This window comes from Spirosoma validum, assembly GCF_014699035.1.
In the GTDB taxonomy this organism is placed as follows: Bacteria; Bacteroidota; Bacteroidia; order Cytophagales; family Spirosomataceae; genus Spirosoma; species Spirosoma validum.
This window is the reverse complement of the sequence record NZ_JACXAA010000001.1, coordinates 65,784-88,534: the sequence shown is the minus strand read 5'-3', so window position 1 is coordinate 88,534 and position 22,751 is coordinate 65,784. Positions and strand designations below refer to the sequence as shown.

The 22,751-nt window shown below is 49.9% G+C and carries 17 protein-coding genes; 3 read left to right on the top strand and 14 right to left on the bottom strand.

From position 1 onward, the window contains the following. Window positions 1–70: 70 nt before the first annotated feature. Entirely contained in the window at window positions 71–640 is a 570-nt protein-coding gene (locus IC230_RS00305; protein WP_191036966.1) for a type 1 glutamine amidotransferase domain-containing protein, read from the bottom strand. 329 nt (window positions 641–969) lie between these two features. Between IC230_RS00305 and IC230_RS00300 the strand changes: the two genes are divergently transcribed. Then, a complete protein-coding gene (locus IC230_RS00300) occupies window positions 970–2,562 on the top strand; it encodes a hydrolase (protein ID WP_191036965.1) in 1,593 nt (530 codons plus the stop codon). 329 nt (window positions 2,563–2,891) lie between these two features. Here the strand turns inward: IC230_RS00300 and IC230_RS00295 are convergent, their stop codons facing one another. Together IC230_RS00295 and purQ are read right to left on the bottom strand one after the other, a co-directional pair. Beyond that, the gene (locus IC230_RS00295) at window positions 2,892–3,818 is read right to left on the bottom strand and encodes a PLP-dependent cysteine synthase family protein (RefSeq protein WP_191036964.1); all 927 of its coding nucleotides are present in this window, start codon (window positions 3,816–3,818) and stop codon (window positions 2,892–2,894) included. A gap of 159 nt (window positions 3,819–3,977) precedes the next feature. Next, the gene (gene purQ / locus IC230_RS00290) at window positions 3,978–4,664 is read right to left on the bottom strand and encodes a phosphoribosylformylglycinamidine synthase subunit PurQ (protein WP_191037826.1); all 687 of its coding nucleotides are present in this window, start codon (window positions 4,662–4,664) and stop codon (window positions 3,978–3,980) included. A gap of 301 nt (window positions 4,665–4,965) precedes the next feature. Between purQ and IC230_RS00285 the strand changes: the two genes are divergently transcribed. Continuing rightward, window positions 4,966–5,559: a hypothetical protein gene (locus IC230_RS00285; RefSeq protein WP_191036963.1), complete on the top strand. Its 594-nt coding sequence runs from the start codon at window positions 4,966–4,968 to the stop codon at window positions 5,557–5,559. Between the two features lie 65 nt (window positions 5,560–5,624). Here IC230_RS00285 and IC230_RS00280 read toward each other — a convergent pair whose 3' ends face one another. Together IC230_RS00280 and IC230_RS00275 are read right to left on the bottom strand one after the other, a co-directional pair. Next, window positions 5,625–6,563 (bottom strand): metallophosphatase, encoded by a 939-nt coding sequence (locus IC230_RS00280; protein WP_191036962.1) that lies wholly within the window; start codon window positions 6,561–6,563, stop codon window positions 5,625–5,627. Then, window positions 6,541–7,284, bottom strand: a complete 744-nt coding sequence (locus IC230_RS00275; RefSeq protein WP_191036961.1) for a 5'-nucleotidase C-terminal domain-containing protein — start codon at window positions 7,282–7,284, stop codon at window positions 6,541–6,543. Before IC230_RS00275 ends, IC230_RS00280 begins: the two co-directional genes overlap by 23 nt. A gap of 181 nt (window positions 7,285–7,465) precedes the next feature. Between IC230_RS00275 and IC230_RS00270 the strand changes: the two genes are divergently transcribed. Continuing rightward, on the top strand, window positions 7,466–8,026 hold the full coding sequence (locus tag IC230_RS00270; RefSeq protein WP_191036960.1) for a phosphoglycerate mutase family protein: 561 nt from the start codon (window positions 7,466–7,468) through the stop codon (window positions 8,024–8,026). Between the two features lie 102 nt (window positions 8,027–8,128). Here the strand turns inward: IC230_RS00270 and eutC are convergent, their stop codons facing one another. From eutC to ahcY, 9 genes are all read right to left on the bottom strand, one after another. After that, window positions 8,129–8,890, bottom strand: coding sequence for an ethanolamine ammonia-lyase subunit EutC (gene eutC, locus IC230_RS00265; protein ID WP_191036959.1), 762 nt, complete (start codon window positions 8,888–8,890; stop codon window positions 8,129–8,131). Window positions 8,891–9,002: 112 nt separating this feature from the next. Beyond that, window positions 9,003–10,385, bottom strand: coding sequence for an ethanolamine ammonia-lyase subunit EutB (locus IC230_RS00260; RefSeq protein ID WP_191036958.1), 1,383 nt, complete (start codon window positions 10,383–10,385; stop codon window positions 9,003–9,005). Between the two features lie 62 nt (window positions 10,386–10,447). Further along, window positions 10,448–11,779, bottom strand: coding sequence for an ethanolamine permease (eat, locus tag IC230_RS00255; RefSeq protein WP_191036957.1), 1,332 nt, complete (start codon window positions 11,777–11,779; stop codon window positions 10,448–10,450). Window positions 11,780–11,798: 19 nt separating this feature from the next. After that, window positions 11,799–14,306: a phosphocholine-specific phospholipase C gene (locus IC230_RS00250; RefSeq protein WP_191036956.1), complete on the bottom strand. Its 2,508-nt coding sequence runs from the start codon at window positions 14,304–14,306 to the stop codon at window positions 11,799–11,801. 170 nt (window positions 14,307–14,476) lie between these two features. Then, window positions 14,477–16,012 carry a SusD/RagB family nutrient-binding outer membrane lipoprotein gene (locus tag IC230_RS00245; protein WP_191036955.1) on the bottom strand — a complete coding sequence of 512 codons (1,536 nt, stop codon included), beginning with the start codon at window positions 16,010–16,012 and terminating at the stop codon, window positions 14,477–14,479. 24 nt (window positions 16,013–16,036) lie between these two features. Beyond that, window positions 16,037–19,237: a SusC/RagA family TonB-linked outer membrane protein gene (locus tag IC230_RS00240; RefSeq protein WP_191036954.1), complete on the bottom strand. Its 3,201-nt coding sequence runs from the start codon at window positions 19,235–19,237 to the stop codon at window positions 16,037–16,039. 294 nt (window positions 19,238–19,531) lie between these two features. Next, window positions 19,532–20,677: a hypothetical protein gene (locus IC230_RS00235; protein WP_191036953.1), complete on the bottom strand. Its 1,146-nt coding sequence runs from the start codon at window positions 20,675–20,677 to the stop codon at window positions 19,532–19,534. A gap of 32 nt (window positions 20,678–20,709) precedes the next feature. Beyond that, the gene (locus IC230_RS00230) at window positions 20,710–21,288 is read right to left on the bottom strand and encodes a Uma2 family endonuclease (RefSeq protein WP_223860142.1); all 579 of its coding nucleotides are present in this window, start codon (window positions 21,286–21,288) and stop codon (window positions 20,710–20,712) included. A 147-nt stretch (window positions 21,289–21,435) separates the two neighbouring features. Beyond that, complete coding sequence (gene ahcY / locus IC230_RS00225) at window positions 21,436–22,746, bottom strand: adenosylhomocysteinase (protein WP_191036952.1); 1,311 nt, start codon at window positions 22,744–22,746, stop codon at window positions 21,436–21,438. Window positions 22,747–22,751 lie beyond the last annotated feature (5 nt).

The following is a 22,751-nucleotide window of genomic DNA, read 5'->3' as shown; positions in this document are numbered from 1 at the left end:
CTATTTTTCTGGACAAATTGACTGTGCATAAAAAAAGGCCGATCCATATGGATCGGCCTTTTTTTATGCACTAGGCGTGCTGCCCCTGGTGTTTCCCTTCCCGAATCTCTTCGATCATTTTTCGGTTGAAGGCCGGTATATCGTCGGGTTTCCGACTCGTAACCAAGCCCTGATCGGTTACTACTTCTTCATCTACCCAATTCGCTCCGGCGTTTTTCAGATCGGTTTGAATCGATGGATAGGAGGTAAGCTTGCGTCCCCGCACTACGTCAGCCTCGATCAATAGGATGGGTGCATGGCAAATGGCGGCTACAGGCTTGTGGGCCTCGAAGAAATGCCGGATAAACTGCACGGCTTTAGGATCAGTGCGAAGTTTGTCGGGGTTCATGACGCCACCTGGTAAAAGCAGCGCATCGTATTGATTAGGATCGGCGCCGGCCAGCGGTAAGTCGACCGGGAACGTATCACCCCATTCAGTTTCATCCCAACCTTTTACTTCACCACCTTTTGGCGCGATCAGATGCGTTGTGGCACCAGCGTCCTGTAAAGCCTTACGTGGTTCGGTTAGTTCGACCTGTTCAAATCCATCGGTTAGCAAAATCGCTACTTTTTTACCTTGCAATCGTTGTTGCGTTTCCATAATTCGTTGAGAATTGATTATTCTATACTAACTACGGAAACGAGAGAAGGTTGTCAATCAAGAGGGTTTATTGCCTAGCCTGAGTCTATGAAGTATAGTGAATTTTTTAAGTATTATGCTGATTTTAAGGTGATAAGGTTGGTGATTAAAAGAGATGGTGGCGTAAAGCCCCAAACGGAGTTAACGATTAATTAATTTACTGTATTAGGTACATGAGTAACATTATTTCATAATTTACAGATAAATAGATTCTGCTATCGGCGACAGCTAGTAAGGGGCATGCTTTTGGTAAGATACTATTTCGATTTACTCACTAAACTTTCGTCTTTATGCGTGATTTTCCTCGAGTAAAGAATCTCTATGTAGCTGGTTTGCTGGCGGGTGCGCTACTGGTCGGCTGTCATGCCACGGTTGACTTAACTCCGACTGTTGATCATACGATTGCATCGCGTTCGGCGCGAATTCAGGCAGTGTCGTTATCGGAAGGGTTCGAAGTGGGTTCTACCAGTCCCAAGACGGCCTACGATGTTTCGCCAACGGGCTCATCCAGTGGTGATAACGTAACGCTGCAAGGCAAATCCTGGAATGTATACGACGCCGTAATTGGTAACCTGAGTGGGGATCTAAAAGCGGGTTCATGGTCGGCCCGAATTCGGAATACGGGTAAAATTACCATGCTGTTCGACGTTACGTCCGGTATCAGCACCCTTACGATCAAACATGGTACGTATGGCAGCGACGCATCGAGTCAGTGGGGACTATGGTACTCAACCAATAGCGGCAGTTCCTGGACGCAATCCGGATCGAACGTAACGACGACTACGGCGCTTCAAACCCAGACATTTACACTGAACGTAGCCGGAACGGCTCGCGTAGAGATTCGGAAACTATCGGGTTCAACGAACCGAATCAACATTGATGATATTGTCATAAATGATTACAGTGGAGGAGGTACGCCAACGGGTAAGAAGTTTTTGTTTGACGCCAGTAAACGCGAGAATGCCGGTAGCGCCGACTGGCAGATTGACGCCGACGGAACAGAACAAGTTCCCATTTATACAGGTGGCACTACGCTGGAAACCATGGCGCAGCGTTACCCGACTCCTTCGTATACCGGCATTACGTCGTCAACTTCCGAAACGTACTGGAAGGGCGGAATTTCAGCCTGGGCGGTCGATCTCGTTAAGCGGGGTAATCTGGTTGAGACGCTGCCTAATACGGCTTCGCTCACGTACGGTAATACCGCCAATCCGCAGGATTTGAGTAACTACGATGTCTTTATTGTTGTAGAGCCCAATCGTTTATTCACAGCGGCTGAGAAGACGGCGATTATGAATTTTATTGCGAATGGACGTGGGTTAATGATGGTAGCTGATCACACTGCCCCTTCACTAACAGGCACGGACCCCAACGGCTACAATCCGTCGGATCGGGATGGCGACGGCGCGGATTCGCCCCGGGTCTGGAATGACCTGATGGCCAACAACGGGATCAACAATAACAAACCGTTCGGTTTTACAGTCGACTACGTTGACATCAGTGAGAAACCGACGACGAAGGTTTATACCGGCACGAACGCCAACGCGCAGAAAGTATTAGGCGGTTTGGCCGGAACAGCCTCCAAGCTGGCTTTCTACAATGGAACAACCGCTACGTTATATCCCGCCAACAATGCAAATGTTCAGGGATTGTTCTGGCGAATGAGCGGTACCGTAGGCGGCACGACCAGCGTCATGGCCTTACTGTCTACGTACGGAAATGGGCGGGTTGTGTTTATTGGTGATAGCTCTCCGGCTGATGATGGAACAGGCGATACCAACGATAATCTGTTCAATGGCTGGTCGGGCGACGTACCATCGGGCTACACGTCGCACCCAGCTCTACATATCAATGCTTCTCTGTGGCTGGCAAAAGTTCAATAACTGGCTGACAACCCCTAAATTTTCTAAAGGGCAGGGCTGTTAAGTGCTAATCCCGTAGGGATGAAATCATTGTAGAAATAAGCAGGGTCACCCCTCCCAAAACCCCGGAGGGGTGACATCATTTCACCCCTCCGGGGTTCTAGCTCGATTGGCGGTTACTTTTTCTACAAAGATTACACCCTTTCAGGGTTGAAAATCAGAACTTAACAGCCCTGCCCTGAAGGGGATTTAGGGATTGTCAGCCAGTTAAGAAATAATTTTCAGACAATTTGTAAGATCAGGCAATTTCACGTATCGGCATATTCTCAAAAATAGTTAAGTCTATCTAACTATAGGTGGTCGTCATACAAATCACCGGCCAGGTATTTCATGCCTGAATCGCAGGCGACCGTCACGACAGTGTGCCCCGGTCCCAATTCCTGAGCCAACTGAACGGCAGCGGCAACATTTAATCCGCTTGAAATACCGGCGAAAATGCCCTCTTCCCGAGCGAGTCGGCGGGACATTTGACGAGCGTCCGCTTCGTCTACTGTCCGGGCTTCATCATACAAATTCTTATCCAGCAGGGGTGGCACAATCCCAATGGCGATTCCTTCTACCCGATGGCTGCCCGGTTGACCTGTCGAGAGCAAAGGAGCTGAAGCCGGCTCAAGCGCGACGATGCGGGTAGCCTGGCCAGCTTCGCGCAGGGCCATGGAAACCCCCATCAACATACCTGCTGTACCAACACCTCCGCAAAAAACGTTAATCGGACGGTCAAGCTGTTCGACAATCTCTTTGCCAATACGTTTATACCCTTTTTTAGATGCCGCATTGTTAATCTGATCGGTGAAGTAAGCGTCGGGACGTTGCGCTAGTTCGCGGGCACGTTCGCGCATACTCGGGATGAGATCAGGTGTGATTTTGCCACCCTGACTGGGGATGAGGATGAGATCGGCACCGAACGCCTGCATGGTCTGTAACTTCTCTTTTGCAAACGCATCCGAAGAAACGACCTGAAATTGGTAGCCTTTTACGGCGCAGACAAACGCCAGTGACGTACCTGTACTCCCGCCCGTGCATTCCACAACGGTCATGCCGGGACGTAGCGCGCCACTGCGCTCGGCTTCCTCAATCATGGCCAGCGCCATGCGATCTTTGTAAGACCCAGTCGGATTATAATATTCCAGTTTGACGAACACCTCGGCGCTATCAGGACCAACTACTTTATTCAGACGAACCAGAGGTGTACGTCCAATAGCTTGCAGCGTGTTCATGACAGCGGAAGTGGTCGAATGGCTCATAAGAATACAGGATCGTTTATACGTAGCAGAAACAAGTAGTCCGTCGATATAGTACAGAGAACAAAGGAATATCTTGTCTACTCAGTACTATATCGACGGACTACTACGTGGCTATAAAGTAAACGCTGACGATTAGACCAGCACTGCTTTCAGCAATTGATCCAGAATCAACCGGCCATCGGTGTTGCCGAGAACGGGGTCAGAAGCCCGTTCAGGGTGGGGCATCATCCCAAAAACGTTCTTGGCTTTGTTCGTTACGCCCGCAATGTTTTCCAGGCTGCCGTTGGCATTAAATTCGTCGGTAACGATGCCGTTCTCGTCGCAGTAGCGGAACAGGACCTGATCGTTATCGTTTAATTCCTTCAACGTATCGGCATCCGCAAAATAGCGTCCGTCGCCATGAGCAATCGGAATTTTATAGGCAGGTTTATCCAGTCCAGCTGTTAGCAGCGCATCTTTCGATTCGGGCTTCAGGTAGATGTTTTTGCAAACGTATTTCTGGCTGCTATTCTGAAGCAGAACGCCTGGAACTAGCCGCGCTTCGGCCAGAATCTGGAATCCGTTGCAGATACCCATCAGATAACCACCCCGATTCGCGTGGGCAATCACTTCGTTCATAATAGGCGAGAACCGGGCAACAGCACCCGTACGCAGGTAATCGCCATAGGAAAAGCCGCCGGGCAGAATAATAAAATCGCAGCCCTGTAAGTCGTGATCTTTGTGCCAGAGTTTAATAACGTCCTGGTCCATCAGTTGCAGCGTATCGACTGCGTCCTGATCGCAGTTAGAGCCGGGGAAAACAACAACACCAAATTTCATCTGGTAATGAGCGATTGAGTGAATGAGCGATTGACCGAGCCGTCGGTGCGGTGATTGATCTGACGTCAGCACGTTCGCTCTTTGTGATGTCACAAAGATAACAGGTCCGAACGTACTTCTACGACTCAGTCACTGTCTTCTACAGTTAAATCATCAAGAATAACCACTCAGTAATTTGCCTGTTTATCGAGTCGGATTTGCCTGTTTATTTCGTTATACTTTCGACAGAACGTAAAATCATCGTACATGAAGCCGTTCCAGGCGTAGCGTATCTTCCTCTTTTTTATCGTAAACAACGCTGATGAACAACAAATTACTCGGATTATTCGCCCTGATTGGCGCGCCCTTTCTGTGCATCAATACGTACATCCACGTCCCTGATCCGAACGCACATGTGTACATTACCGACTCACTCAGCGGCTTTCTCGATCTGCTTTATATTTCGGGCTGGCTCTGTAGTATGATTGGCCTGCGTCGGATTGGCGCTATGGGCACTGATCGCTTTGGACGTATCAGTACGATTGCGATACTGGGTTCATTAACGTTGGCCAATCTGTGGAATATCTATGAAATGATTCTGCCGAACCACAATACGTTACTTTACTACGTCCTGGATTCGTTCTGGCCCATTAGTAACGTTGTTATGATTGGCGTAGGAATCGCGGTCATACGGGCCAGGAAGTTAACCGGCTGGAAACGCTACGTACCAATCTTATGTGGTTTATGGTTACCCATCACCATACTGATCTCCTTCACAGTCGGCGACATGGCTTTCGCTATCTCAAACGGCTATACTATTATTGCCTGGACGCTACTGGCAATCATTGTTTTAACCAGTAAAGTGCCTGCTGATGAAGACGAGTATATGGCAGGTTTAGAAATTAGGGTTCTATAAACAGAATTCATCCAGCAACGTAGCGGCAAGAGGTTTTGTGTATATAACCTCCTGCCGCTAATTCACTACTTTACTTCAACCGATTGTCCGGCACTACTGACCGCTTTGCCGCGCTCGAATGCCAGATCGATCCGACCCAGGTTGATGCCTGCAAACCCAACCTGATTGATCCACACGGGTTGTCCATCGGAGTTGTTGACGGCTACTGGCGCATCTAAAAACGTGTGCGTATGTCCGCCAATAATCAGGTCGATGTTTCGGGTTTTTCCGGCTAGTACCACGTCGGAAATTTTGGGCTCGTTGTCATATTTGAAGCCGAGGTGCGACAGGCAGATCACGTAATCGCATTTCTCTCCGCTACGTAGTTTGGCCGCTGTATCGTTACCAATTTCGACGGGGTCAAGGTATTTGGTTTCCTTGTACGCATCTTTTGGAATGAGGCCTTCGGGCTGAATACCTAATCCAAAAACGCCAATTCGAACGCCGTCTTTCGTGAATACTTTATACGGCGTGGATTTTCCGTCCATCACCGTATTCCTGAAATCGTAGTTGGCAATCAGAATAGGGAAACTGGCTTTTCCAAACTGCGTGACCATGTTATCGATGCCGCCATCGAAGTCATGATTCCCGATGGTGCCGGCGTCATAACCGAGTTTGCTCATCGCCAGAATTTCGGGTTCGCCTTTGTAGAGATTGAAATACGGTGTTCCCTGAAAAATATCGCCCGCGTCGAACAGCAATACGTTAGGACTTTCCTGCCGGATTTTTTTGATTAACGTCGCTCGTCGCGCTACGCCCCCTTTACCCGCGTTGCGACTGCCATCCATCGGAAACGGGTCCAGACGACTGTGTACGTCGTTGGTGTGTAGAATGGTTAGCGACGAACGTTGGGCGCGTGCTACGTTACCTGAACTAGCTAGTATGTCCGGGGCAACCGAGCCAACAACGGCTGCGGTGCCGAACAACTTAAGAAACTGACGTCTATTCGATGCTGACACGTCCATCGGAAGTAGGATTAAGCGGTTGACCGGTTTTGCCCTGTTCCCGGAAATAGTCGATCAGGGCATCTCGGATGAGGTAATTAATGTCTTCGCGTTTAACCGGGTTTTGCAGAAAGCTCGCATTATCGCCCCCGTTAGCGATGTAGTCGCTCAACGCAACAGTATAGGTTTCAGTCGGCTGGAGTGTCCGGCCATTTGTGAACGTAACAGACTGCGCCTGGCCATTATGTACTTTGGTTCGTAAGCCTCCTATTACCAGCTTGTTATCTTTGGCAAAATGGTTGAGCAGCTGCTGAAGCACATCGCCCTTAACCGTTAAAATAACCAACTGATTCTCAAACGGCATAACCCCGAAAACGGAACCCATCGTAATCGTACCTTTGGGCAGGTTGTCCCGGATTCCTCCGTAGTTCAGATGGGCGCAATCAATCGGTTTACCATATCGCTGTGTTGCTTTTTGCAGGAGCGCGTCGGTCAATAAATCATTAAGCGGACCGTCGGGCTGTTTCTTTTCAATGGGACCCGTAGCCGTGGTGAGCACTTCGTTCATGGTCCGATCGATTCCCTGGCGATAGGGAGTCAGAAAATTGGCGAGGCTCGTGTCAACTGAGGCTGCACTAGAGTCAACGCCGATTCGGTTAGCCGTTCGATTCGTGAGGTGATAGCCGCTGGGTGTGCAGGCCCAAAAGCTGACCAGGGCCAGCCATAACAGGTATTTTCGCATACGTATGCGCAAGTTCGGAAACTCTTCGCAATCATGTGTTAATAAATCGTTAGAAAGCTTATAAGCATTCATTGGGATTATCCTGCAGTATTCATAGGGCGAAACGTCTTACTTTGAGTGGATTATAATGAACACCAAACTTAAGTTCGTTGGATTTATTAGGTTGTGAAGAAAGAAAATAATGAAAATAAGGTTTATAAGGCACTCAAAAGTAGTGTTTAAATGGAAAGCAATTTACGATTCGAGTTCATTTGACTTAGCTTGTGTAAACTACGATTCTTCGCCAGTACAAAGTGGCGAAAGAGTACAATCTGCTGAAAAAATCGCTTATATAAGTAGTTTAAAACGATCTGAAGAAACCGCCAACGCTCTTTTCCACGAAGGAATTGAGTGGGTAAAAACTGATCTACTGAATGAAATTCCCCTGCGGTCTTTTGTGGATACTAAACTTAAACTACCTACGATACTATGGATGATAGTGGGTCGAGTGCAGTGGTATCTTAATGCGTCCAGACAAGCAGAAACCAGGAAAAAAACCAAGGAGAGAATCAATAGTTTCTTAAATCATATTGAAGGTAAACAGCAGGATTGTCTTGTTATTGGTCATGGCTTCTATTTTTGGGAACTGATTACTGAAATGAAGAAGCGGAAAATTATGGGTGACATGAAAAGAAGAATAAAGAATGAGGAATTAAGGGAATTTACGTACTCTATTATTCCGAATAAAGCAGTTGACAGATAAGATAAGGATTGGGAAACTACAGTAAAAGCATCCACGAAAGGTAATAGGCGTACAGTCAATACGCCTAGTTGGGAAGTTGATCTGGAACGGCCAAGCTAGTAATTAGCCCAAAAGACCGTCGTTATCCTTCAGCGCTACGCCGGTTAGCTGCAATCGGAAGGCTGCGTGAATCAGATACATAAGCTTATCGACGGCCATAGCAGGGGGGAGGCCCTGGTCTCGAATGTTAGAAATACAATTGCGTCGCTCGTCGGTAAGACCAGGTTGAGGAGCATACGTAATGTAAGCCCCCATACTATCGAACGAACTAAGCCCCGGTCGCTCACCAATCAGAATAATCGCCAGCCGGGGATGTAGCAGCCCACCGATAGCATCCATAATTGCTACTCGTCCCTGCTCAACCAAAATAATCGGTGCCAGCGAATAACCCGCCTGCCGAATTTTTTCGACAAGTAGATTGACTACAGTGCCCGCATTTTGCATGACCGCCGTTGCGGAAAGACCATCGGCAATAATCAGGCAGATATCGACAGGAGAACCAGCAAGTTGTTGAAGTTTTGCTGTAGACGTATCATCCAGCAAACGGCCTAAGTCAGGGCGTTGCAGATACGTATCGCGGTTTTCGGCCTGGCTTCGAACGGAATGGATGGGTAGACCGCTAGCCGACAAACTCGCTTGTAAGTCAGGAAGATTTAGTTGAGAATAGACGGCATCTTTAGCGTGAGCATGAGCGAGTTTGAACTGAAGCGACTCCCGGAGCGGAATGGACACGCCGGTGCGTCCAAGCGCAATACGGGCGTTGGTATAGGCCTTTAATGATGACCACTCATCCGCGTCTGTATCTGTTTTCTTTAGCTCGTTCATAGGTGTTTGGGCAGGGGGGTAAGGGCGTAGTGGCAGAGGGGTAAGGGCATGGGGCAGAGGGTGGGATGAGAAAGGAAAGTACCCTCTGCCCCATGCCCTTACCCCTCTGCCACTACGCTGGAAGGAGTGCCGAGTAAAACTGTTTCTGCGAACCATCTGACAATCGATTACCCTGCTGGTCCATGATACCTTGTCGAAGCAGCCACTCGCCAAATTCCGGAGCGGGTCGCAGGTCGAGTACCCGACGGAGATAGAGTGCATCGTGAAACGAGGTTGACTGATAATTCAGCATAATGTCATCGGCTCCCGGAACACCCATAATAAAATTAATGCCCGCTACACCCAGTATTGTTAGCAACGTATCCATATCATCCTGATCGGCCTGAGCGTGATTGGTATAGCAGATGTCCATGCCCATCGGTAGCCCCATCAGTTTGCCGCAGAAGTGATCTTCGAGCCCAGCCCGGATAATCTGCTTCCCATCGAACAGGTATTCGGGACCGATGAAACCAACGACGGAGTTCACCAGAAACGGTTTATACTGTCGGGCTACTGCATAGGCCCGTACTTCGCAGGTCTGCTGATCGACGTTATGATTCGCTCCAGACGATAACGCGCTGCCCTGGCCGGTTTCGAAATACATCAGATTATTGCCAAGTGTACCCCGCTTCAAGGATAGGCCAGCTTCGTAAGCCTCCTGCAAAATTGGCAACGTAACGCCAAAACTGGCGTTCGCTTTTTCGGTGCCGGCAATGGATTGAAAAACCAGGTCGACGGGAACCTGCTGTTGTATCAACTGTACCGTAGTGGTAATATGGCTCAACACACAACTTTGCGTCGGAATCGCAAATCGCTCACGGATCTCGTCGATCATGTGCAGTAAACGGGACGTAGCGGCCGGGCTATCCGTGGCAGGATTGATACCGATCATTGCATCGCCACTGCCGTAAAGTAACCCATCAATCATACTGGCCGCTATCCCCTTCATATCATCGATCGGATGGTTGGGTTGTAGCCGTACGGATAGGTGTCCTCGTAATCCGATCGTATTTCGAAATCGGGTAACAACTTCGCACTTTTTCGCCACCAGAATCAAATCCTGATTCCGCATGAGTTTCGATACAGCCGCAACCATTTCGGGGGTTAGCCCAGGGGCCAGTTGCTGCAACGTAACGGCATCAGCCTCATCGCTCAACAACCAATCCCGTAAATCACCAGCCGTGAAATGACTGATCGGTGCAAAGGCAAGTTTGTTGTGGGTATCAATAATCAGGCGTGTTACGTCGTCGGTTTCATAAGGGATAACGGCTTCGTTCAGGAACGTAGTGAGTGGCAAATCGGCCAGACACATTTGAGCCGCGACGCGCTCTTCGTAGCTTTCGGCTGTTATACCGGCGAGTACGTCACCCGAACGGAGCGGACTCGCTTTGGCCAGCAGTTCTTTCAGGTCATTGAAGCGATACGTAAAGCCACTAATTGTGCATTGATACGCCATAGTTTTTATCGGGAGGTGTCGGTTTTATGAACGGCTGTACCCGCCCGACGCTACGATGACTCTTAGTTGACGGGTACGCCAGCCCGCCAGTCGTTTTTGCTCTTCTGGTATCGACCTGATACGTAGAACAAGCCCGCTACGACAAGTAATCCGGCGAAAAACAATAAACTCAGCCAGCTATAAAAATAAATCATAGCACCCAAGGCGACAATGGCCAGAACTAAAGCAATGGCCGGAAACACGGGGTAAAAAGGCGCTTTAAACGAACGGGGCATAGCAGGCTGCGTTTGACGAAGCCGAAACAACGCCAGCATACTGATGATATAAACCACTACGGCGCCAATTGTGGATAAAACAACTAAGTGGCTCGTATTCAGTATGAAAAGTGCTGCGATGCCAAACGCGCCACCAACCAGTAATGCCCAGTACGGCACTTGTCGGGTACGGCTGACATCTGATAGAACACCCGGTAAGTAGCCAGCCCGCGCCAGGGCGAAAATCTGTCGGGAATACGTGATGATAATCCCGTGAAACGAAGCGATCAGGCCAAACAGACCAACACTGGCAAACAATTTGGTTAACGGATTGTCGCGACCCAGGACCAGAGCAATCGACTCCGGTAACGGATAATCGAGGTGGTCCAGCTTTTCCCATTCCGCAATGCCGCCTACGCAAAGCATCACGGCCAGTGCCAGAATCATCAACGTGAGCAAGGCCGAGATATAGCCTTTGGCAATGGCGTTCTTTTTGTCTTCTACTTCTTCTGCGACCATGGCAACGCCTTCCAGACACACGTACAGCCAGATCGCAAAGGGTAATGCTGCAAAGACGCCCGGCCACCCAAATGGCATAGGGTTGTGTAAGAAATTAGTCAGTTTGACATCAGGGGCTACAACTCCAATAAACAGAATCAGTTCGGCAATGGCCAGCAAGGTCATGATCAGCGAGAACCAGGCGGCCTCTTTGATCCCCAGTAGATTAATGACCGTGAACAGGACATAAGAGACCACCGACGCCACCAGAATCGGAACCGATGGATACAGAAAATGGACGTAGCTGCCCAAGGCTAATGCGATAGCGGGCGTAGCAAACAAAAATTCAATTAGGGTAGCATAGCCTGCCACCAAAGCGCCCACGGGTCCGAACGCTTGCAGCGCATAGGCAAATGGGCCACCCGCGTTCGGAATGGCGGTAGTCAATTCCGTAAAGCTGAAAATAAACGTAACGTAGAGCAACGTAATTAGCAACGTAGCAATGAGTAAGCCAACGGTTCCCGCTACAGCCCAGCCATAATTCCAGCCGAAATACTCGCCCGATATGACCAGCCCAACCCCTATTGCCCATACATGAACGGGCTTTAACGCTTTCTTTAATTCAGGTTGTTTGTCAGCCATTCGCTCTTTCGCTCATTAATTATACGATCGTCTGCCCCATCAGCGGATCAGTATAGCCAGGCTTTCCTGTCTCAACGCGTCCTGCATACTGTTGCAGGAACGTATCAAAACCCGCCACTTTTACGCTGAAATCATACCAATTGTAGCTACCTTTTAAAGTCAATACGATGCTTTGTTGAGCACCTTTTGTGCCCGCTTTATCCAGTATTTTTTGCTCGCTTTTCGTGTGATAACTATTGTCGACGAGTTGAACCTGATACGTTCGCTGGGCGTCGGTGTTTTTTAGCTTTACCACTACGTTGCCTGTAAACTGCTTCCTGGCATCTCGCTCGTACTCACAGGAAATTTCGATTGGCGGATTTCCCGGTGCGCCTTTAAAGTCACGGAAGAAGCCGTTCGGCCCATAAATGCGCAGATGATACGGCACATCGGCTGGCCAGAAATCACTGAGTTGATCACCCGTAGCAACCGTGTAGGAACGTATCGCTACGTCATCGTTCAGGATCTGGTGGACTTGAAACGGTGCGCCAAGTGCCTGTTTGCCGAAGACTTCATTTCTGGCCGACATGGTCAGCCTAAACCGCTTGTTGTCGATACGTCCATCCGCGTATAATTCATAGGACAGCGCATTCGCAGGACGAATGCCTTTTTCCTGATTTGGTACGTGTTCCGAAGCGGCTGGATTCTGATTGATCTGCCGGATTTCGTCGGCAGTAAAGGCTTTGTAACCCGACGGAACTGGCTGAAATTGAGCTTTATGAATACTTTCGATGAAGGCATCTTTGGCGACGAACGCCGGGAGTTTAATCGTTTCGCCCTGATAGGGTCGGAAAGCGGAGGTCAGATCCCCACAGACAGTTCGTCGCCAGGAGCTAATATTCGACTCCTCAATTTTCCTGCCTTTTTTATGACTTAAAAACGTTTCCAGGAACTGGAGCGTCGACGTATGATCGAAGATTTCCGAACAAACGTAACCACCCCGACTCCAGGGTGAGGCAATGACCAGGGGCACCCGATACCCTAGCCCAATTGGTCCCGTACGGCCTTTGTTCGGCCGTTTGTTCTCCTGTTCCTGCGTAACGAATTCCAGTCGCGTATCGATGCCGTTGCTGGTCAAACCGGTTTCGGGCTGATCGGGATGTGCCGGAACGAAAGGCGGTACGTGGTCGAAATAGCCGTCGTTTTCGTCGTAAGCCAGAATGAAAATGGTCTTTTTCCAAACCTCCGGATTCTGCGTCAGAATGTCCATCACTTCCGACAGATACCAGGCACCATACCAGGGAGCCGACGGGTGATCGGAGAAATTCTCGGGAGCAACCAGCCACGAAACAGTCGGTAATTTTCGGTTCTTCACATCGGCCCTGAACTGGTGCAGTACGTCGCCCTTGGGAACCTCCATTTCCCGTTTTGTCGCACCGTCCTGATACGTCAGTGTTGTTAGCGTGTGGTAATCGGGATCGTTGGCGTTCGTCGTGAATGCCCTGGCGCTGAGGTTCTTTTCCCGTTGCGAGAGTTGCTTGAATTTCTCGGGCGTGTATTTTACCAGATCTTCCCGAATCAACGTTAGCCAATGCTGCTGATTAGCCAATTCCCGTTTCGTTCGGGCATACTCTTTATCGCTCTCAGACATAGTTTTTAGCTTGGCTTCCAGCGTCTGTATGCGTTCGGGAAGTACTTTTTCCTGTTGTTGAATATACGGATAGTAAGCCGGGTGGAATCGGACCTGGTGCTGCGAAAACCATTCGATCGGGTTATCGGTGAAATTGCCGAGCCAACCGTCCGCTTCGCCTTCCAGACCCGTCGGCAGGCTGATTTCATTCTGGTAAATTTTCCAGGAAATGCCCAGGTCTTCCAAACGCTCCGGAAAGGTTGTCCAGTTTACTTCCGACTCGTAATCTACGTTTTCATTCCGTACGTTGGCCATTGCCTTCGGGTCGCGTGGATCACGGACAGTGCCCGTCCAGAAAAACAGGCGGTTCGGGGTTGTACCGGTTAGCGACGAGCAGAAATTCTGATCGCACACGGTAAATGCATCTGCCAGGGCGTAGTAAAATGGAAGATCCTGCCGGTTGTAATACCCCAGCGTCAGCGGCATTTTGGCGTACTCTTTATTTCCTGATTTCTTGGCTTCCAGCCAGCCGTCACACCGGCCCTTGTTACGGGCATCGACCTGATTTTCCCAGGAGTGCGGCAACGAACTCATCCAGGTGGCTTTGGTATCTTTGATATTTAGCCGGAACGGAGCGTATGTTTCGTTTGCCGCGTTGGTCTGCAACCAAACTTTATTTTTATTGGGCAGGTCGATCGCTCTCGGGTCGTTGAATCCCCGAACGCCCTGAAGCGACCCGTAGGTATGATCGAACGAACGGTTTTCCTGCATCAGAATCACGACGTGTTCGGCATCCAGATACGTAGTGCCCGGTTGCGGGTCAATGGCGAACGCTTTCTGGATGGATTCGGGCAGAACCCCCGGAAAACTGGCGGATAAAAGAGCGGCTTTTTTTAAAAAATCCCGTCTGGAGTCCATGAGAAGCAAAATAAAGTAGAATTGCCGGTGTACTGGCTTGCGGCCATTCCCGAAGATAAACGTTTTCGACAGGATTTACCGGATAAAACAGGATTTTTTACGGGTAGCGCCCATTCTGTTTCATCCGATGAATCCTGTCGAAACCAAAACGCGTTCGGTGCGTGACCGGCTTACTTCAGAATCCACATCAGTTCGTTGGTTGTGTCGCTGCCGTTGAACTGAGTCGTCAGTGCCTGTTTTACGTTCGTCCCGTTATAATCCAGCTCACTTTGGGGATACAGCCAGCGCACAGGAAGTTTGGTGCCGGGTACGTTTACGTTCGAGGCCGGATTGATCGGGAAAGCCGGATACCCTGTCCGACGGTTCTCGAAAAAGGCGTCGTAGGGCGATTGCAGGAATGTACTGATAAACCGCTGGGTTACAATCTGCTCGATCATCTGTTCCGAATTACCGGTTAGCTTCACCTTATCCGACGCTACGTAGCTGCTGATGTAGTCGGCTGTAATAGGCATGTTGTGGTGGTAAGCCGGGTCGTTGGGCGTGTTGTTCATCACAAACGTCATGGCCGCTGTAATGCCATCGGTATAGTACGTAGCGGCTGGGGTGCCCGTGATCCAGCCCCGAACGGTGGCTTCGGCCAGCATGAACTTCAACTGCGAATAACTCAGTAGATAAACCGGTTCGCCGGCGGGCAGTTCCATGTAGCGGCTGTTGACGTTCGAGTAATCTTTCGTCGCGTAAATTTTGCTCACGTCGGCGTACACCATCGACGGGTCCGTACCAATGTAGGCGGTCGGGTCGTTGACGGCTTTCCCTTTGCTGATCTGCACCGGCGATGGATTGGCATAGTAATACAGTCGGCGGTCGTTTAGGGTTTTTAGTTTATCGGTCAACGTACTGGAAACCATTGTGTAAATAATGGATGGGTTGCCCAGTTTGTAGAACGGATACCGTTGGCCCGCTTTGTCGGAATATACGAGCTGAAAATTATCAGCGTTACTCTGGAAGATCGGGCGGTTCGCGACAATATCTTTGAACCGATCCGTTACTTTCAGATCGGTATCGGCGGTTTTCCTGTACAGATTAAGCAGTATGTGCAACTCGAACGTATTGACTAATTTGCGCCACTTGGCCGCATCGCCCCCGTAAATTGGATCGCCGTCGAATTTGATGCCCTTGGCGAAAAGTGTGTTGGCTTCGTCCAGCTCATTCAGAATTCCCTGAAACACTTGTTTTTGCGTATCATACGCAGGAGCAATACCGCCGGTTTCGCCTTTTAGGGCGTTGCTGTACGGAATATCACCCACGCGCATGGTCAGATTGAAAAATTTCCAGGCCCGAATAAAATGCCCCAGCGCCGTATAGGAATCTTTGGCTGCGCTTGTAGCGGCATAAGCCTGCATTTTCTCGACGTTGGTCAACACCGGTACGACGTCAAAACTAGTACGTCCGAGGTCGTTGTATTGCTGCGGTTCCGCGAATTCCGTGTACAGAATCGTTTTACCAAGCATGAAGGGCTGCATAAAGCTTTTCTGGGAGTTGATCGTCTCATCCGTAATGTTCAGAATCAGCTTGGTCGCCAGCATGGGGGCCGTCGCATTGACAGCCGCATCGGGGTTCGAGTTAATCTCGTCGAAATGTGAGCAACTCGTCGAAGACAGCAGCACCAGACCGGCGATAAAATAGTGTTTATAAGTCGTTTTCATCCGAAATGTCGGTTTGGCGGTCGATTAAAAGGTCAGTTGCAGGTTCGCACCTACGTAACGCACGGATGGCGATGTAAGCTGGGTATCGTCGGCTTTGTCAGGGTCGGCGTACCGGAACGCTTTAGCCCACATCCACACGTTTTGTCCCGTCAGCGAAATGCTGGCCGACCGGGCACCAATGCGGCTGGCAATGGCACTGGGGAGTGTATAGCCAATAGATACTTCGCGCAGTTTCAGGAACGTAGCGTTCGTGACGCCCCGCGTCCCGTCGCCGTACGTCCGCGCGTAGGTTTCATATGACACTTTGGTATCGTTGGGCGCAAACTCGCGGGTATCGCTGGTAATCTGACCGTAGTTGTCATACGTAACGGCACCCCCCGTCACTTTCACCCCTTGCCCAACGTACGATTTATTGCCATTGACGACTTCATCGTAGCGCCACTGGTTGTCGCTGTCGGGATGTGAACCCGTATCCCACATTTTATAGGAGCTATAGTTGTTTAAATAGCCACCAATCCGACCGTCGAAGCGAAGGCCAATCTGAAAATCCTTGTAGCGAATGGTATTTGCCAGGCCCCAGATAAAGTCAGGGTCAGTCAAACCGTACAAATAGTTATAGTTGCTGGCCAGCGGTAAGCCATTCGTCTGGTGAACGACGTTGCCAGACCGGTCCGTTACCCACGTCCGACCGGTATACGTATCGACCCGCCCGTCAACTTTAGTCCACAGGTTATTCGCGGAATAAACGGGGTCCAGCTCTTTGAAATAACGATGATTAAACGAATAGTTGGCCGTCGCATCCCACTGGAAATTACCTCTCTTGATCACCGTCGCGTCCAGCGTTACTTCCAGACCCCGACGAACGTAACTTTCCAGCGTATTGATCAGCGTAGAGGTAAAGCCCGACGAAGGCGAGATGGTAGCCGACCGCTGGATATTGTAGTTGTACTTGTCGAAATACGCTACGTCCAGCTTTAAGCGCTTGCCCAGAAAATAAGCCGACGTACCGATTTCCCACGTCCGGTTCGTTTCGGGTTTCACGTTGCTGGTACGAATCGTGGTCGGGTATGTAGCGGAATTCAGGTTATCCCAGTCGGCGGTGGTCGTCGAATACGTTTGATTGGTTGCGTACACGCCCAGATCGGATTTCGATAGCGTCCACGAGCCGCGGAGTTTCCAGAAGTCGAGCCAGGTGGGCATTTTCAGAAATTCGCTCATCACGACACTACCACCCACCGATGGATAAAAATAAGACCGCGAGCTGACAGGCATCGTTGAACTCCAGTCATTCCGGCCCGTTACGTCGAGAAAGAGGCTGTTGAGGTAGCTTAAGGTTAGTTTACCGTACAGGCTATTCACTTGTTTTTTACCGTATGGATTGCCATCCGTAGTCGTAAAAAGTGACGCCTGTGTGGATGGATTGGGGTTAACCACTACGTCCGGCCGTTCGATGGAATTATTAAGCGAATAGTAGCCGGGAACCACGATGCCACCCCGCGTGGCACTGTAAATCTCCTTATTGCTGTAAGTGAAAATCGTTCCTCCGACAAGGGCATCGATATCAAGCTTGCCAACCTGTTTGTTGTAGGTGATCAACGCATCACCGTTGAAGCTGTAGCCGTTACGCTGGTCGATCGAATACAATCCATTGGCCACCCAGCCCCGCGTTGATAGAATATTGGGCGGATTCCGGCGGGTTTCGTTATTGAAGAACATATCGAGCCCCGGCCGAACAATGACCTTAGCGCCAGGGAACGGCGTATACGTAGCGGTCAGGTTGGTGTTGATCTTGTTCTGCTCAATACCGTTCAGTTTCTCATACGCCATCAAATACGGGTTATCGTACCAGGCTTTGTAGTGCCAGTTCTGCTGCTCGTTCGGTACCACCCAGTAATTGTCTTTGTACAGGCTCAGATCATATTCGGGCCCCATCCAGATCAGGATATTATAAATGTACCCCTGGTTCGTATAGCCACTTCCGAAAATCTGTGGAGCGGTTTTGCGGTTAAAACCTGCCTGGCTCGACAGGGTAAATTTATCGCCCACCTTCATCTCTCCCGAAACAGAGAAATTTAGGGCGTTCGCTTGCAGATTCGGATACTGGCCTTTGTTATAAATGTGGTTCAGAGACACCCGGAAACTCCCGTTCTCCCCACTTTGCGACAGGCTGACGTTGTTGTTGGAAATCATGCCGGGAACCAGAAAATCCTGGAAATTAGTTTTCCCGCGCGACGTCAGTTCCATGTCTTCCATCCGCTTCGTAATGGGATTCCACTGGCTGGCCCGCTTACCTATGTCGAGTTTTTGGCCCCATATGTAGTCCGTCGGGTCATAAACACCGCCCAGACCAGCACTATACGAATGCTGTACTTCGGGCAGCATCAGAAATCCAGCGTTGACCATGTTGTTGCTATTAACCGTTACGGTCAGTCCTTTGGAATTTGCTCCCCGTTTGGTGGTAATGATGATGGCTCCGCTGCCCCCGCGCGACCCGTAAAGCGCCGATGCGGTTGGCCCTTTCAGTACGTCGATGCTTTCGATGTCATCCTGCGGAATGTTGCCAATATTCATGTTGCCGTACGGAACCCCATCAATGACCAGCAAGGGCGTCTCGCCCCGTAGCTGGAGGGTAGGGGCTTCGTTAAATTCCGTGCTGTTCCGCACCCAAAGACCGGCCACCCGACCCGTCAGCGACGTAGCGGCATTCACGCCTTTCACGGTTTGGAGCGTACTCCCCGACACTTTCTGAACGGCATAACCCAGGGCGCGTTCTTCGCGTTTTACCCCCAGTGCCGTCACGATAACTTCGTCGAGTTGTTTCTGGTCGTCGGCCATCGTTACGTTGATTTCCGTCCGATTGCCAACCGTTTCTTCTTTGTTGGTGTAGCCGATGAACGAAAACACCAGTACGTCGGTTGGCCCTTTCACCACAATCCGGTATTTCCCCTGCGCATCCGTAGTAGCGCCACGCGTGGTACCTTTAATCGTGACGTTTACACCGGGCAGGGGGGTATTTGTTTTAGTGTCATGAACGACGCCATTGATCGTAATATCAACCGATGCTTCTCCGTTGGCCGGCAGACTCGTCGGATGCGTCAGGGATTCAGGGCCACTGCGGGCATACGTAGCAGCAAACGACAGGCAACTAAGCCATAGAACGAAGTGAATGCGGGCGCGTCCTGCCAATCGGTAACAGGACGACCATTCTCGTAAAACGTGTACCATAGTAAGGTTGTGTAGGTAAAAAAGAAGAGAATTCGGGAAGGAGACGCTGAGCATACTCGTTCCGCTTCGTCTGCAAACGGACCATACATCAGACTATCCTGATCTTGTCTTCCGGAATCGACTGCAAATTAATAGATTATCAGAATTTAATGGAAGTGCTTTTGTATAAATATATTATTAACTATGGTATTATTGATTTAATGAAATAATATATTTGGATTAATCCAAATTTGATGCTGCTGATACGTATTAATTGATAGGAGAGCTAATTTCCGGCCACGCTGAATGGGCTCGTTACATGAGTTTGTCAGGCAAGGCAATAACTGTACGGTTCGGTTGATAACTTACTTTGCGAGGGCGCCCAAAGCCACCCAGGCCAATCTGTAAATTGATCAATCCACCCGAAAAAGGCCCCGTATTGAGCACAGGGCTATAGGATAACTTTGTTCGTACAAACCAGAAACTGTCTTCCGAACGATCTGCGGTATGCGTATTATGATTGAACATAAAGTCGGCGATCAGGCCAACCGTCGGTGCATGATTAAGCAGCGAAAATCCTTTGTAGCGTTCATCGTTTCGGTCACGGGGGGAAAGCTCAAGCAGTCGGTACCCTACGTAAGGAATCCAGCGAATCCGGGGCGAATTTCCGACGGCCTGCCCTAAGCCAATTTCAAATAAAGCCGGAATTACCGCCATTCCCGTTTCCCAGGTCTGGTTCTGATGCGAAAATTCGGTTCGAAGGACGCTACTGTAGAGTGTAGGATGTAGCATCAGCATGGTTCGTCGGAAAGCAATATCTAAGCCCAGAACAAAGCCGGCGGGTGGATTCATGGTTTTGGTTAGCGAACCCGTAGGTAAGGCGCCCCCTCCACCGAAGAACACACCAAAACCAATTTTCGATGGATGATACGTCGTTACCAGATCAGGGGTATCGTAAAGCTGTTTAACGACCTGCCGTTGCCATCGTTGCAGAGCCTGTAAATCATCACCACCACCCGTTTCGCTCCGAAACCGGTTCACTTCGGCGCCAAGCTCGGAGTTAGTCAGGTATTCGATCTGTTTGGCCTGCTGTTTGAAATTTTTGTCGAGACCGAGTGCAATCAATTTGGTTTTCATGTGTCGGGCATGAACCTCTACCAGGTCGAACAAAATCTGATTGTAGACCAAAGTACGTTCGTTGCGCGCCGTTTCCGATACCCACGATAAGTTGCGGAACATCAGGCAGAACGATTCTATGGCGGGTTGGCTCCAGAGGGAGGTCGGGCGAACTTCGTAGCCAATCTGATAATGAAATTCAGAACCTCCTAAACCCGGTTGGGTCGGGGCGTGGAAATCAGCGATCTGTAACCGTCGGGTGGCGCTCCAATGCAGCGTGTCGATCGTCGTCTGCGCCGTAGCAAGCAGAGGAGACAGCAGCAACATAAAGAGTAGACGGTTCATGGCATAGGTAGCTGAGAATGATAAACGGTATTCTATAGCAAGTCACGTAAACGTAACGCAAATCCGGGTAATATGTCTTCACCGGTCAATACGTCGGCAAAGGAAACCACTTCTGACTCACTGTCGGGCCGATAAATTGTTGTTTGCTGCGTGAATGGATCAATCGTCCAGCCGAGCCGGACACCGTTCTGAAGATACTTCTCCATTTTCTTTGGTAAGGTATATTTCTCATCAGTATCAAAGAAAAGTTCAATCACGAAGTCGGGGCAGACTTTTGCAAACTTATCCTGATCAAGATCTGAAAGAGCATTCCAGCGTTCGTGGCTGATCCAGGAAACGTCCGGTGCACGTACTGACGTGTCGGGCAACGTAAAGGCTGCACTCGAATCAGCAACCAAGCCTAATTTGGTCTTTCGATTCCAGAAAACAACCTCGGCAATAAGATCGGCGTTTTTTAAGCCTGTTTTTGTGTTGGTGGGCATCTCAAAAATAATCTGGCCATCCGCTTCGCGTTCGATGCGGAGCGTCGGATTGGCCTGACAGAAGGCGTAAAATTCATCGTCAGTCAGGCAGTCATCCCGGCGTATCGTCGGATTTAGTGGAAACATCATGATTGAGAGCCGTTACTACGTGTCAATACTACTACTTTTTACGCAAAAAAGCGCGGATCTGTGGCAGGGGGTAAAAGGAGAAGGGAGGAAAGGAGAAAAGGAACTTCAGCTCCTTCTTCCTTTCCTCCCTTCTCCTTTTACCCTTTCTTAATACCGATACATTTCTGATTTGAACGGACCTTCTATCGAAACACCGATGTAGTCGGCCTGCGCTTGTTCCAGTGGTTCAAGCTTGGCACCAACGTGAGCTAGGTGCAGAGCAGCCACTTTCTCGTCAAGTTTCTTCGGCAGTACGTACACTTTGTTTTCGTACTTATCCGAGTTTGCCCACAGCTCCAATTGCGCCAGCGTCTGGTTCGAGAACGAGCACGACATAACGAAGCTTGGGTGACCCATCGCACAACCCAGGTTTACCAGACGACCTTCGGCCAGGATGATGATTTCCTTCCCGTCGATTTCGTACATATCAACCTGTGGCTTGATCTGGCTCTTCGAGTGACCGTAATTTTCGTTCAACCAGGCCATGTCGATTTCGTTATCGAAGTGACCAATGTTACAGACAATGGCTTTATCGCGCATTGCCTTGAAGTGACGATCTTTAATGATATTGACGTTACCCGTTGCCGTTACGAAAATCTGAGCGCGGGGAACAGCTTCGTCCATCGGAATAACTTCGAAGCCATCCATAGCGGCCTGCAAGGCGCAGATTGGGTCAATCTCGGTTACGAGAACACGGCAACCCGCACCCCGTAACGACTCAGCAGAACCTTTACCTACATCGCCATAGCCAGCCACAACAGCCACTTTACCAGCCAGCATCAGGTCGGTAGCGCGACGGATTGCATCGACCAGCGACTCACGGCAACCGTATTTGTTATCGAATTTCGACTTCGTTACCGAATCGTTCACGTTGATGGAAGGCAGGTGCAACGTACCGTTTTTCATCCGCTCATACAGGCGGTGAACACCCGTTGTCGTTTCTTCCGACAGGCCTTTTATGTTCTGGATCAGTTCAGGATAAACATCGAAAACCATGTTGGTTAGGTCACCACCATCGTCCAGAATCATGTTAAGAGGCTGACGATCTTCGCCGAAGAACAGCGTTTGCTCGATACACCAGTTAAATTCTTCTTCGTTCATGCCTTTCCACGCGTAGACTGGAATGCCAGCCGCAGCGATAGCCGCAGCCGCGTGATCCTGCGTTGAAAAGATGTTACACGAAGACCAGGTCACCTGAGCGCCCAACTCAACCAGCGTCTCGATCAGTACGGCAGTCTGGATGGTCATGTGTAGGCAACCAGCGACCCGCGCACCCTTCAGCGGCTGCGATGGACCATATTCGGCACGAAGAGCCATTAGCCCTGGCATTTCAGCTTCAGCAAGTTTAATTTCCTTGCGGCCCCATTCGGCCAGCGCAATATCTTTTACTTTGTAGGGGACGTAAGTCGATGTTTGCATACTTT

Excerpts from the sequence above, each read along its gene's own strand:
- IC230_RS00280 (WP_191036962.1), bottom strand. The coding sequence starts at position 6,563 with ATGGACGTGTCAGCATCGAATAGACGTCAGTTTCTTAAGTTGTTCGGC.
- IC230_RS00295 (WP_191036964.1), bottom strand. The coding sequence starts at position 3,818 with ATGAACACGCTGCAAGCTATTGGACGTACACCTCTGGTTCGTCTGAAT.
- IC230_RS00305 (WP_191036966.1), bottom strand. The coding sequence starts at position 640 with ATGGAAACGCAACAACGATTGCAAGGTAAAAAAGTAGCGATTTTGCTA.
- IC230_RS00235 (WP_191036953.1), bottom strand. The coding sequence starts at position 20,677 with ATGAACCGTCTACTCTTTATGTTGCTGCTGTCTCCTCTGCTTGCTACG.
- IC230_RS00300 (WP_191036965.1), top strand. The coding sequence starts at position 970 with ATGCGTGATTTTCCTCGAGTAAAGAATCTCTATGTAGCTGGTTTGCTG.
- purQ (WP_191037826.1), bottom strand. The coding sequence starts at position 4,664 with ATGAAATTTGGTGTTGTTGTTTTCCCCGGCTCTAACTGCGATCAGGAC.
- eutC (WP_191036959.1), bottom strand. The coding sequence starts at position 8,890 with ATGAACGAGCTAAAGAAAACAGATACAGACGCGGATGAGTGGTCATCA.
- IC230_RS00240 (WP_191036954.1), bottom strand. The coding sequence starts at position 19,237 with ATGGTACACGTTTTACGAGAATGGTCGTCCTGTTACCGATTGGCAGGA.
- IC230_RS00270 (WP_191036960.1), top strand. The coding sequence starts at position 7,466 with ATGAAAATAAGGTTTATAAGGCACTCAAAAGTAGTGTTTAAATGGAAA.
- IC230_RS00245 (WP_191036955.1), bottom strand. The coding sequence starts at position 16,012 with ATGAAAACGACTTATAAACACTATTTTATCGCCGGTCTGGTGCTGCTG.
- IC230_RS00275 (WP_191036961.1), bottom strand. The coding sequence starts at position 7,284 with ATGCGAAAATACCTGTTATGGCTGGCCCTGGTCAGCTTTTGGGCCTGC.
- ahcY (WP_191036952.1), bottom strand. The coding sequence starts at position 22,746 with ATGCAAACATCGACTTACGTCCCCTACAAAGTAAAAGATATTGCGCTG.
- IC230_RS00230 (WP_223860142.1), bottom strand. The coding sequence starts at position 21,288 with ATGATGTTTCCACTAAATCCGACGATACGCCGGGATGACTGCCTGACT.
- IC230_RS00260 (WP_191036958.1), bottom strand. The coding sequence starts at position 10,385 with ATGGCGTATCAATGCACAATTAGTGGCTTTACGTATCGCTTCAATGAC.
- IC230_RS00285 (WP_191036963.1), top strand. The coding sequence starts at position 4,966 with ATGAACAACAAATTACTCGGATTATTCGCCCTGATTGGCGCGCCCTTT.
- IC230_RS00250 (WP_191036956.1), bottom strand. The coding sequence starts at position 14,306 with ATGGACTCCAGACGGGATTTTTTAAAAAAAGCCGCTCTTTTATCCGCC.
- eat (WP_191036957.1), bottom strand. The coding sequence starts at position 11,779 with ATGGCTGACAAACAACCTGAATTAAAGAAAGCGTTAAAGCCCGTTCAT.